This is a genomic window from Candidatus Pseudomonas auctus (genome assembly GCF_048654275.1).
Classification (GTDB): domain Bacteria; phylum Pseudomonadota; class Gammaproteobacteria; order Pseudomonadales; family Pseudomonadaceae; genus Aquipseudomonas; species Aquipseudomonas pharyngis.
In genome coordinates this window covers 217,412-229,777 of record NZ_JBJYZK010000003.1, presented here as the reverse complement: position 1 = coordinate 229,777, position 12,366 = coordinate 217,412, and the positions used below count along the sequence as shown (strand labels likewise).

The 12,366-nt window shown below is 61.0% G+C and carries 9 protein-coding genes; 8 read left to right on the top strand and 1 reads right to left on the bottom strand.

The annotated features are described in order from the left end of the window. The first annotated feature begins 160 nt into the window (after nt 1-160). The 6 genes from lepA (at nt 161) to pdxJ (ending at nt 6,235) form a co-directional block, all read left to right on the top strand. Nucleotides 161-1,957, top strand: a complete 1,797-nt coding sequence (gene lepA, locus ACKUG4_RS07485; RefSeq protein WP_039769508.1) for a translation elongation factor 4 — start codon at nt 161-163, stop codon at nt 1,955-1,957. Nucleotides 1,958-1,966: 9 nt separating this feature from the next. Beyond that, nucleotides 1,967-2,821 carry a signal peptidase I gene (lepB, locus tag ACKUG4_RS07480; RefSeq protein WP_064382430.1) on the top strand — a complete coding sequence of 285 codons (855 nt, stop codon included), beginning with the start codon at nt 1,967-1,969 and terminating at the stop codon, nt 2,819-2,821. A gap of 182 nt (nt 2,822-3,003) precedes the next feature. Further along, nucleotides 3,004-3,693, top strand: a complete 690-nt coding sequence (gene rnc, locus ACKUG4_RS07475; RefSeq protein WP_011332589.1) for a ribonuclease III — start codon at nt 3,004-3,006, stop codon at nt 3,691-3,693. Beyond that, nucleotides 3,686-4,588, top strand: a complete 903-nt coding sequence (gene era, locus ACKUG4_RS07470; RefSeq protein WP_445433739.1) for a GTPase Era — start codon at nt 3,686-3,688, stop codon at nt 4,586-4,588. The genes rnc and era overlap by 8 nt, the downstream gene beginning before the upstream one ends. Before the next feature lie 166 nt (nt 4,589-4,754). Then, the gene (gene recO, locus ACKUG4_RS07465) at nt 4,755-5,444 is read left to right on the top strand and encodes a DNA repair protein RecO (RefSeq protein WP_039769514.1); all 690 of its coding nucleotides are present in this window, start codon (nt 4,755-4,757) and stop codon (nt 5,442-5,444) included. Between the two features lie 47 nt (nt 5,445-5,491). After that, nucleotides 5,492-6,235, top strand: coding sequence for a pyridoxine 5'-phosphate synthase (gene pdxJ / locus ACKUG4_RS07460; RefSeq protein WP_445433738.1), 744 nt, complete (start codon nt 5,492-5,494; stop codon nt 6,233-6,235). Between the two features lie 124 nt (nt 6,236-6,359). Here pdxJ and mltF read toward each other — a convergent pair whose 3' ends face one another. Continuing rightward, nucleotides 6,360-7,820: a membrane-bound lytic murein transglycosylase MltF gene (mltF, locus tag ACKUG4_RS07455; RefSeq protein WP_011332593.1), complete on the bottom strand. Its 1,461-nt coding sequence runs from the start codon at nt 7,818-7,820 to the stop codon at nt 6,360-6,362. 285 nt (nt 7,821-8,105) lie between these two features. Between mltF and purL the strand changes: the two genes are divergently transcribed. Together purL and ACKUG4_RS07445 are read left to right on the top strand one after the other, a co-directional pair. After that, a complete protein-coding gene (gene purL / locus ACKUG4_RS07450; RefSeq protein WP_445433737.1) occupies nt 8,106-12,002 on the top strand; it encodes a phosphoribosylformylglycinamidine synthase in 3,897 nt (1,298 codons plus the stop codon). Nucleotides 12,003-12,007: 5 nt separating this feature from the next. Beyond that, nucleotides 12,008-12,319, top strand: coding sequence for a YqfO family protein (locus ACKUG4_RS07445; protein ID WP_064593592.1), 312 nt, complete (start codon nt 12,008-12,010; stop codon nt 12,317-12,319). The last annotated feature ends 47 nt before the right edge of the window (nt 12,320-12,366 follow it).

The following is a 12,366-nucleotide window of genomic DNA, read 5'->3' as shown; positions in this document are numbered from 1 at the left end:
CACCCACGCTTTAGCCTTGAAAACGCCTCGGTCGACAGACCGGGGCGTTTTTGCATGCAATCCGGGTGACAGGTGAACGTGACGCTTGCGCCGTGTATCAGGTACAATTCCCGGCTATTTTTCGGCGGGCCAAGCCTGCAGCCTTTTTGAGTGTTGATCCGTGAGTGATTTGAGTCATATCCGCAATTTCTCCATCATCGCCCACATTGACCATGGCAAGTCGACGCTGGCTGACCGTTTCATCCAGATGTGCGGTGGCCTGGCCGAGCGTGAAATGGAAGCCCAGGTACTGGATTCCATGGATCTGGAGCGCGAACGCGGGATCACCATCAAGGCCCACAGCGTTACCCTCTATTACAAGGCCAAAGACGGCGTCACCTACCAGCTGAACTTCATTGACACCCCGGGCCACGTCGACTTCACCTACGAAGTCAGCCGTTCCCTGGCGGCCTGTGAAGGTGCGTTGCTGGTGGTCGATGCGGGGCAGGGCGTTGAAGCCCAGTCCGTGGCCAACTGCTACACCGCCATCGAGCAGGGCCTCGAGGTCATGCCGGTGCTGAACAAGATCGACCTTCCACAGGCCGAGCCTGACCGCGTCAAGGACGAGATCGAGAAGATCATCGGCATCGACGCCACCGACGCCGTTACCTGCAGCGCCAAGACCGGCCTGGGTGTCGACGAAGTGCTCGAGCGTCTGGTCGCTACCATTCCTGCGCCGACCGGCAACATCGAAGATCCGCTGCAAGCGTTGATCATTGACTCCTGGTTCGACAACTACCTGGGTGTTGTCTCCCTGGTGCGTGTGCGTCATGGCCGCGTGAAGAAGGGCGACAAGATTCTGGTGAAGTCCACCGGCAAGGTGCATCTGGTCGACAGCGTTGGCGTGTTCAACCCGAAACACACCGCCACCGCTGACCTGAAGGCCGGCGAAGTGGGCTTCATCATCGCGAGCATCAAGGACATTCACGGTGCGCCGGTCGGTGACACTCTGACCCTGAGCTCCACTCCGGACGTTCCGGTACTGCCAGGCTTCAAGCGCATCCAGCCACAGGTTTACGCCGGTCTGTTCCCGGTCAGTTCCGACGACTTCGAGGACTTCCGCGAAGCGCTGCAGAAACTGACCCTGAACGACTCGTCGCTGCAATACACGCCGGAAAGCTCCGACGCGCTGGGCTTCGGCTTCCGTTGTGGCTTCCTCGGCATGCTGCACATGGAAATCATCCAGGAGCGCCTGGAGCGCGAATACGACCTGGACCTGATCACCACGGCGCCGACGGTAATCTTCGAACTGGTGCTGAAAACCGGTGAAACGATTTACGTCGATAACCCGTCGAAGCTGCCGGACGTCTCGTCGATCGAAGACATGCGCGAGCCGATCGTGCGCGCCAACATCCTGGTACCGCAGGAGCATCTGGGCAACGTCATCACTCTGTGCATCGAGAAACGCGGTGTGCAGGTCGACATGCTGTTCCTCGGCAATCAGGTGCAAGTGACCTACGACCTTCCGATGAACGAAGTGGTCCTGGACTTCTTCGATCGTCTGAAATCCACCAGCCGCGGCTATGCTTCGCTGGACTACCATTTCGATCGTTACCAATCGGCTAATCTGGTGAAACTGGACGTGCTGATCAACGGCGACAAGGTCGACGCTCTGGCGTTGATCGTGCACCGTGACAATTCGCACTTCAAAGGTCGCCAGTTGACCGAGAAGATGAAAGAACTGATTCCTCGTCAGATGTTCGACGTGGCCATCCAGGCTGCCATTGGCGGTCAGATCGTCGCCCGGACAACCGTCAAGGCACTCAGAAAGAACGTATTGGCCAAGTGCTACGGCGGCGACGTCAGCCGTAAGAAAAAACTGCTTGAGAAGCAGAAGGCCGGTAAGAAACGCATGAAACAGGTCGGCAACGTGGAAATTCCACAAGAAGCCTTCCTCGCCGTGCTCAGGTTGGAATAGTCAGGTCCTATGTCACTAAATTTCCCGCTGTTGCTGGTCATTGCCGTGTTCGTCTGCGGTCTGTTGGCGTTGCTCGATCTGTTGATCCTGGCACCGCGTCGGCGTGCCGCCATCGCCTCCTATCAGGGCAGCGTCAGCCAGCCTGACGTGGTGGTGGTCGAGAAGCTGAACAAGGAACCGCTGCTGGTCGAGTACGGCAAGTCGTTCTTCCCGGTGCTGTTCATCGTCCTGGTGCTGCGTTCGTTCCTGGTGGAACCGTTCCAGATTCCGTCCGGCTCGATGAAACCGACCCTGGACGTCGGCGACTTCATTCTGGTGAACAAGTTTTCCTACGGGATCCGTTTGCCGGTGATCGACAAGAAGATCATCGAAGTCGGTGACCCGCAGCGCGGCGATGTGATGGTGTTCCGCTACCCGAGCGACCCCAACGTCAACTACATCAAGCGTGTAGTCGGCCTGCCGGGCGATACCGTGCGGTACACCGCCGACAAGCGCCTGTTTGTCAACGGCGAGTCGATTGCCGAGCAACTGGTCGGCTCCGAGCCGGGTACGCTGGGCAGCGCGGAACTCTACAAGGAAAAACTCGGCGCCGCCGAGCACCTGATCCGCAAGGAAATGAGCCGCTACCGCGCCACGCCGGACCATACCTGGACCGTGCCGGCCGGGCACTACTTCATGATGGGCGACAACCGCGACAATTCGAACGACAGTCGCTACTGGGATGATCCGAACATTCCCAAGGATCTGCTGGGCATGGTTCCCGACCAGAACATCGTCGGCAAGGCCTTCGCGGTCTGGATGAGCTGGCCGGAACCGAAACTCAGCCACCTGCCGAACTTCTCGCGGGTCGGCCTGATCAAGTAAACAAACACGGCGCTGTTGACCACAGCGCCGAATGCATTTCTGGCGTCGGCACAACCGGCTCCGGGGCATGAAGCCACGATATTCAGGACGTCATTTTTGAACACAGCGTTAATTGTCCCAGGCCTGCGCCGTATCCCGGCGATGGCAGTGGAATCCAGCCACGAACTCAGCGTGGGTAAACCGTGAGCGTTTCTCTAAGCCGTCTCGAGCGTCAGCTCGGTTACACCTTCAAGGACCAGGAACTGATGGTCCTGGCCCTTACGCACCGCAGCTTTGCCGGACGCAACAACGAGCGTCTGGAATTCCTCGGCGATGCGATCCTCAACTTTGTTGCCGGCGAAGCCTTGTTCGACCGTTTCCCGCTGGCGCGCGAAGGCCAGTTGTCGCGTTTGCGCGCACGGCTGGTAAAAGGTGAGACGCTGGCGGTGCTGGCCCGCGGTTTCGATCTGGGCGATTACCTGCGTCTGGGTTCTGGCGAGTTGAAGAGCGGCGGTTTCCGTCGCGAGTCTATTCTGGCCGACGCCCTTGAAGCACTGATCGGTGCGATCTACCTCGACGCCGGCATGGAAGTCGCCCGCGAGCGCGTACTGGCCTGGCTGGCCGGCGAGTTCGAAGGCCTGACGCTGGTCGACACCAACAAGGATCCCAAGACCCGCCTGCAGGAATTCCTGCAATCGCGCGGCTGCGAATTGCCGCGTTATGAAGTGGTGGATATCCAGGGCGAGCCGCACTGCCGTACCTTCTTCGTCGAGTGCGAAGTTGTCCTATTGAATGAAAAAAGCCGGGGTCAGGGTGTGAGCCGTCGCATTGCCGAACAGGTAGCGGCCGCCGCAGCACTGATTGCCCTGGGTGTGGAGAATGGCAATGACTGATACAAACGCAACGCGCTGTGGCTATGTTGCCATCGTCGGCCGTCCCAACGTGGGCAAGTCCACGCTGCTGAACCACATCCTCGGCCAGAAGCTGGCGATCACCTCGCGCAAGCCGCAGACCACTCGCCACAACATGCTCGGGATCAAGACCGAGGGCGATGTGCAGGCGATCTACGTCGACACCCCCGGCATGCACAAGGGTGGCGAAAAAGCCCTGAACCGCTACATGAACAAGACCGCTTCGGCGGCGTTGAAAGACGTCGACGTGGTGATCTTCGTGGTCGACCGCACCAAGTGGACCGAAGAAGACCAGATGGTGCTCGAGCGCGTGCAGTACGTGACCGGCCCGCTGATCGTCGCACTGAACAAGACCGACCGCATCGAAGACAAGGCCGAGCTGATGCCGCACCTTTCGTGGTTGCAGGAACAACTGCCGAACGCGCAGATCATTCCGATCTCGGCGCAACACGGGCACAACCTCGACGCCCTGGAAAAGGTCATCGCCGACCATCTGCCGGAGAACGATCACTTCTTCCCGGAAGACCAGATCACCGACCGCAGCAGCCGTTTCCTCGCCGCCGAACTGGTGCGCGAGAAGATCATGCGCCAGCTCGGCGCCGAGCTGCCGTACCAGATCACCGTGGAAATCGAAGAGTTCAAGCAGCAGGGGGCGACGCTGCACATCCATGCGCTGATCCTCGTCGAGCGCGACGGCCAGAAGAAAATCATCATTGGCGACAAGGGCGAGCGCATCAAGCGCATCGGCACCGATGCGCGCAAGGACATGGAGCTGCTGTTCGACTCCAAGATCATGCTCAACCTGTGGGTCAAGGTGAAGGGCGGCTGGTCCGATGACGAGCGCGCGCTGCGTTCGCTGGGTTACGGCGACCTGTAAGCGCTGATCCCGAGAACACCGATACCCACTGTGGGAGCGAGCCTGCTCGCGATAGCGGTATTTCGTCGACACCCTTGTTGTCTGATACACCCTCATCGCGAGCAAGCCCGCTCCCACATTAGTTTTGGGTTTGAGTGTAAAACTGCGTTTCGTCATCGAGAACTCAATGTCGCAAAGCCCGCCTCCCGCCCAACCCGCCTACGTCCTGCATTCGCGCGCCTACCGCGAAACCAGCGCCTTGGTGGACTTCCTCACGCCGCAAGGTCGGCTGCGGGCGGTGTTGCGCAGTGCGCGGGGCAAGGCCGGGACATTGGCGCGGCCGTTCGTGCCGCTGGAAGTGGAGTTTCGCGGCAAGGGTGAGTTGAAGAACGTCGGGCGCATGGAGAGTGTCGGCAACGCCACGTGGATGGTCGGCGAGGCGCTGTTCAGTGGCCTGTATCTCAATGAGCTGTTGATCCGCCTGTTGCCCGCCGAAGATCCGCATCCTGCGGTGTTCGATCATTACGCTGCCACGTTGCTGGCATTGGCCGAGGGGCGGCCGCTGGAACCGCTGTTGCGCTCCTTCGAATGGCGGCTGCTCGACGACCTCGGTTATGGCTTTTCCCTGAACACCGACATCAACGACGAACCCATCGCTGCGGATGGCCTATACCGTTTGCAGGTGGATGCCGGGCTCGAACGGGTCTACCTGCTGCAACCCGGACTGTTCAACGGCACCGAACTGCTGGCCATGGCCGAAGCCGACTGGTCGGCACCGGGCGCGCTGTCCGCCGCCAAGCGCTTGATGCGCCAGGCATTGGCCGTGCATCTGGGCGGTCGTCCCCTCGTCAGTCGCGAGCTGTTTCGCAAGCCCTGATCTCGCCGTATGCTGTGCGCCGAATCTTTCCATTCAGGAGCGCATCCGTGACCACCAGCAATCGCATTCTTCTTGGCGTGAACATCGACCACGTCGCCACCCTGCGTCAGGCCCGTGGCACGCGCTATCCGGATCCGGTCAAGGCAGCGCTGGACGCGGAAGAGGCGGGCGCTGACGGCATCACCGTGCACCTGCGCGAAGATCGCCGGCACATTCAGGAGCGTGACGTGCTGCTGCTCAAGGACGTGCTGCAAACCCGCATGAACTTCGAAATGGGCGTCACCGAAGAAATGATGGCGTTCGCCGAGCGTATTCGTCCGGCGCACATCTGTCTTGTGCCGGAAACCCGTCAGGAGCTGACCACCGAAGGCGGTCTGGATGTGGCGGGGCAGGAAGAGCGGATCAGGGTGGCGGTCGAACGTCTGTCGAAGATCGGCAGCGAAGTGTCGCTGTTTATCGACGCCGACGAGCGGCAGATCGCTGCATCGAAGCGCGTCGGCGCCCCGGCCATCGAACTGCACACCGGGCGTTACGCCGATGCCGAAACGCCTGCCGAAGTGGCTGAAGAGCTCAAGCGTGTGGCGGACGGCGTGGCCTTCGGTCTGGCCCAGGGCCTGATCGTCAATGCCGGCCATGGCCTGCACTATCACAACGTCGAGGCGGTTGCCGCAATCAAGGGCATCAACGAGCTGAACATCGGTCACGCGCTGGTGGCGCACGCGTTGTTCGTAGGCTTCAAGTCTGCTGTCTCTGAAATGAAAGCGCTGATCCTGGCCGCCGCCAAGCACTAAGCCTCGACAAAGAAGCTGTGGGAGCGAGCCTGCTCGCGAAAGCGGTGTATCAGTCAACGATGATGTCGGCTGACACGACGCCTTCGCGAGCAGGCTCGCTCCCACATTTGTTTTGGGGTGTTTGTTACAACGGGGCGGGCTCTTGAGCCGGTTTCGATTTGTCGATCCCCGGCACATGCAGGTTGCCCTCGGCCACCTGATCGCCTTCAAGCTGCGGCTGGGTCACCCAGGTGAGGATGTCGTAGTAGCGACGGATGTTCGCCACGAAATGCACCGGTTCGCCGCCCCGGGCGTAGCCGTAGCGGGTCTTGCTGTACCACTGCTTCTGCGACAGGCGCGGCAGGATCTTTTTCACATCCAGCCACTTGTCCGGGTTCAACCCTTCCTTGGCCGCCAGTTTGCGTGCGTCATCCAGATGACCGCTGCCGACGTTGTAGGCCGCAAGAGCAAACCAGGTGCGATCCGGTTCCTGGATCGATTCGTCGAGCTGATCCTTCATGTAGGCCAGGTACTTGGCGCCACCCATGATGCTCTGCTTCGGATCGAGGCGGTTGGACACGCCCATGGCCTGGGCGGTGTTCTGGGTCAGCATCATCAGCCCGCGCACGCCGGTCTTCGACGTGACTGCCGGTTGCCACAGCGATTCCTGATAACCGATCGCCGCCAGCAGGCGCCAGTCGACTTTCTCTTTCTTGGCGTAGGCCTTGAAGTGTTGTTCGTACTTGGGCAGCCGCTGCTGCAAGTGCTGGGCGAAGGTGGTGGCGCCCATGTAGCCGAGGACGTCGACGTGGCCGTAATAGCGGTCTTTCAGACGTTGCAGGGTGCCGTTCTTCTGCACCTTGTCCAGGTAACTGTTGATCTCGTTGAGCAGGCTGTTGTCTTCGCCGGCGGCCACGGCCCAGCTCTGGCTGCGCGCGTCGCCGAGGTCGAAGGCGACGCGGATGTTGGTGAAGTACACCTGGTTCATCGCCACTTCGTTGGAATCGACCAGGGTCAGGTCGATCTGGCCTTCATCGACCATACGCAGCAGGTCGACCACTTCAACGGCATCGGACTCTTCGTACTGGATGCCAGGATATTTCTGTTTCAGCTCCGCCAGTTGTTCGGCGTGGGTGCTGCCCTTGAGCACCATGATCTTCTTGCCCACCAGATCGCCGGCGTCGGTGGGGCGTGACTGGCCGTTGCGATAGATGATCTGCGGGGTGACTTCGAGGTAGGAGCGGGAGAAGCGCACCTGCTTCTTGCGCTGTTCGCTGCTGACCAGGCCGGCGGCCGCCAGTACCGGACCGTTCGGCTTGCCGACCTGATTGAACAGGTCGTCGAGGTTGTCGGCGGTTTCGATCTTCAGCTCGACCCCCAAATCGTCGGCAAAGCGCTTCACCAGCTCGTATTCGAAGCCGGTTTCACCGCTGCGATCCTGAAAGTAGGTGGCGGGGCTGTTTCGGGTGACCACCCGCAGCACACCATCCTCCTTTACGCGCTCGAGTGTGTTGGGTTTATCAACACAGCCACTGAGCATCAGGAAGAGTCCGGTAGCGATCAGCCATTTGGCGTATCGCGGACGCAAAGCCGTTGGGGAAAACATGTGCGCAGTATACGCAAAGGACAACGGGCGCCATATCTCGACAGTCGAGGGGTTGTCTGCTAGGCATCACAAAACCGCGCGAAACCCCGCAGAAACGGGCCCGAAAGGCATTTTGTGACAGAAAAAATAACCCGCCTTGCAACACCCCATAAATTTGACCCTCAAGGCAGGAACACCACTCGACATCCGGGTGCAACCGTGCGTAGCGTTTCGGGTGATGTTGAGGGCGGTTTAGGCTAGAATGCACGGCCTCAAAGCACACCCCTTCCCGAGGCTGTCCCGAAGATGTTGATCCTGTGCGGCGCTCCTGCCCTTTCTGCCTTTCGCCACAGCAAACTCCTTGAGCAACTGAGCCAGAAGGTTCCAGCTGTCAGTGGCCTGTATGCTGAATTCGCTCACTTCGCCGAAGTCACCGGCGTCCTGACCGGCGACGAACAGCAGGTGCTAGCGCGCCTTCTGAAGTACGGTCCAAGCGTTCCGGTTCAAGAGCCGACCGGTCGTCTGTTCCTGGTGTTGCCGCGTTTCGGCACCATCTCGCCATGGTCGAGCAAGGCCAGCGACATCGCCCGCAACTGCGGCCTGAGCAAGATCCAGCGCCTGGAGCGCGGCATCGCGTTCTACGTGGCCGGTCAGTTCAGCGAAACCGAAGCGCAGCAGATTGCAGACGTACTGCATGACCGCATGACGCAGATCGTTCTGGCCAACCTCGAGCAGGCCGCCGGTCTGTTCAGCCACGCTGAACCGAAGCCGCTGACCGCCATCGACATCCTCGGCGGCGGTCGCGCCGCGCTGGAAAAAGCCAACGTCGAACTGGGCCTGGCCCTGGCCGAAGACGAGATCGACTACCTGGTCAACGCCTTCAACGGTCTCAAGCGCAACCCGCACGACATCGAACTGATGATGTTCGCCCAGGCCAACTCCGAGCACTGCCGCCACAAGATCTTCAACGCCAGTTGGGATATTGACGGCGAGAGCCAGGAAAAAAGCCTGTTCGGCATGATCAAGAACACCTATCAGATGCACAGCGAAGGCGTGCTGTCCGCTTACAAGGACAACGCCTCGGTGATCGTCGGCAACGTCGCCGGCCGCTTCTTCCCGGATCCGGAAACCCGCCAGTACGGCGCGGTGCAGGAGCCGGTGCACATCCTGATGAAGGTCGAAACCCACAACCACCCGACTGCGATCGCTCCGTTCCCGGGCGCGTCCACCGGTTCCGGTGGCGAGATCCGCGACGAAGGTGCAACCGGCCGTGGCGCCAAGCCGAAGGCCGGCCTGACCGGTTTCACCGTGTCGAACCTGCAGATCCCTGGCTTCGAACAGCCATGGGAAGTGCCGTACGGCAAGCCTGAGCGCATCGTCAACGCGCTGGACATCATGATCGAAGGCCCGCTGGGCGGCGCCGCGTTCAACAACGAATTCGGCCGTCCGGCCCTGACCGGTTACTTCCGTACCTTCGAACAATCGATCACCACCCCGCACGGTGACGAAGTTCGCGGTTACCACAAGCCGATCATGCTGGCTGGCGGCATGGGCAACATCCGTGAAGAACACGTCAAGAAAGGCGAGATTCTGGTCGGCTCCAAGCTGATCGTGCTCGGCGGCCCGGCGATGCTGATCGGTCTGGGCGGCGGCGCTGCCTCCTCCATGGCCACCGGCACCAGCTCGGCGGATCTGGACTTCGCTTCCGTTCAGCGTGAAAACCCTGAAATGGAGCGTCGCTGCCAGGAAGTCATCGACCGTTGCTGGCAGCTGGGCGACAAGAACCCGATCAGCTTCATCCACGACGTGGGTGCGGGCGGTCTGTCCAACGCCTTCCCGGAACTGGTCAACGACGGCGACCGCGGTGGCCGTTTCGAACTGCGCAACATTCCAAACGACGAGCCGGGCATGGCCCCGCACGAAATCTGGTCCAACGAATCCCAGGAACGTTACGTTCTGGCAGTCGGCCCGGCCGACTTCGAGCGCTTCAAGGCGATCTGCGAACGTGAGCGTTGCCCGTTTGCCGTTGTCGGTGAAGCCACCGCCGAGCCGCAACTGACCGTGACCGACAGCCACTTCGGCAACAACCCGGTGGACATGCCACTGGAAGTGTTGCTGGGCAAGGCCCCGCGCATGCACCGTTCGGTGGTTCGCGAAGCCGAGCTGGGCGATGACTTCGATCCGTCGAACCTCGACATCGGCGAAAGCATCGAACGCGTCCTGCACCACCCGGCCGTGGCGAGCAAAAGCTTCCTGATCACCATCGGCGACCGCACCATCACCGGCCTCGTGGCCCGTGACCAGATGGTCGGCCCTTGGCAGGTTCCAGTGGCCGACGTGGCCGTCACCGCCACCAGCTTCGACGTCTACACCGGTGAAGCGATGGCGATGGGCGAGCGCACTCCGCTGGCACTGCTGGATGCTCCGGCGTCGGGCCGCATGGCCATCGGCGAAACCCTGACCAACATTGCTGCCTCGCGCATCAACAAGCTCTCCGACATCAAGCTGTCGGCGAACTGGATGTCCGCTGCCGGCCACCCGGGCGAAGACGCGCGTCTGTACGACACCGTGAAAGCGGTCGGCATGGAACTGTGCCCTGAGCTGGGCCTGACCATTCCGGTTGGCAAGGACTCGATGTCCATGGCCACCCGCTGGAACGACAACGGCGAAGACAAGACCGTCACCTCGCCAATGTCCCTGATCGTGACCGGTTTCGCGCCAGTGGCTGACATCCGTCAGACTCTGACTCCGGAACTGCGCATGGACAAGGGCACCACCGACCTGATCCTGATCGACCTCGGTCGCGGTCAGAACCGTATGGGCGCCTCGATCCTCGCCCAGGTTCACGGCAAGCTCGGCAAGCAGGCTCCGGACGTCGACGACGCCGAAGACCTGAAAGCGTTCTTCGCCGTGATCCAGGGCCTCAACGCCGACGGTCACCTGCTGGCGTACCACGACCGTTCCGACGGCGGTCTGCTGACCTCCGTGGTGGAAATGGCCTTTGCCGGTCACTGTGGCCTGAGCCTGAACCTGGACAGCGTTGCCGAAAGCTCCGCTGAAATCGCCGCCATCCTGTTCAACGAAGAACTGGGTGCCGTGATCCAGGTTCGCCAGGACGCCACCCCGGACATCCTCGCCCAATTCAGCGCGGCCGGTCTGGGCGACTGCGTCTCCGTGATCGGTCAGCCGATCAACAATGGCCAGATCAACATCACCTTCAACGGTGACACCGTGTTCGAAGGCCAGCGTCGTCTGCTGCAACGTCAGTGGGCCGAGACCAGCTACCAGATCCAGCGTCTGCGTGACAACGCCGACTGCGCCGAGCAAGAGTTCGATGCGCTGCTGGAAGAAGACAACCCGGGCCTGAGCGTCAAGCTGAGCTACGACGTCAACCAGGACATCGCCGCGCCTTACATCAAGAAAGGCATCCGCCCACAGGTTGCGGTACTGCGTGAGCAGGGCGTCAACGGTCAGGTGGAAATGGCGGCTGCGTTCGACCGCGCCGGTTTCAACGCGATCGACGTGCACATGAGCGACATTCTGGCCGGCCGCGTCGACCTGAACGAGTTCAAAGGTCTGGTGGCCTGCGGTGGTTTCTCCTACGGCGACGTTCTCGGCGCCGGTGAAGGCTGGGCCAAGTCCGCACTGTTCAACAGCCGTGCCCGCGATGCGTTCCAGGGCTTCTTCGAACGTAACGACAGCTTCACCCTCGGCGTGTGCAACGGTTGCCAGATGATGTCCAACCTGCACGAGCTGATCCCGGGCAGCGAGTTCTGGCCGCACTTCGTGCGCAACCGCTCCGAGCAGTTCGAAGCGCGCGTGGCGATGGTTCAGGTTCAGGAGTCGAACTCGATCTTCCTGCAGGGCATGGCCGGTTCGCGCATGCCGATCGCCATCGCTCACGGTGAAGGCCATGCCGAATTCGAAAGCGAAGAGGCACTGCTCGAAGCCGATTTGTCGGGTTGCGTGGCGATGCGTTTCGTCGACAACCACGGCAAGGTCACCGAAGCCTACCCGGCCAACCCGAACGGTTCGCCGCGCGGGATCACCGGCCTCACCAGCCGCGACGGTCGCGTGACGATCATGATGCCGCACCCGGAGCGTGTGTTCCGTGCCGTGCAGAACTCGTGGCGTTCGGAAGACTGGAACGAAGACGCACCTTGGATGCGTATGTTCCGTAATGCTCGTGTGTGGGTGAACTAAGCGTCGTGTACAAGCTCGGTTTTTTTGTTCCTGACAGTCATGTCGAGGTGGTCAAGGACGCTGTGTTCGCTGCCGGTGGTGGGCGGATCGGTGACTATGACCACTGTGCTTGGCAGGTGCTTGGCTCTGGTCAGTTTCGGCCTCTGGACGGGAGTCAGCCGTTCATTGGTCAGGCTGGGCAGGTTGAGCGGGTCGAGGAGTGGAAGGTTGAGCTTGTCGTTTGCGATGAGTTGATTCGCTCGGTAGTGGCGGCTCTTAAGTTGAGCCATCCCTACGAGACACCGGCTTATGAAGTTTGGCGGTTGGAGGATTTTTGATCTTCCTTGGCTGCTGATACGGGAAACCCGCTGGGAGTGATTTCAGC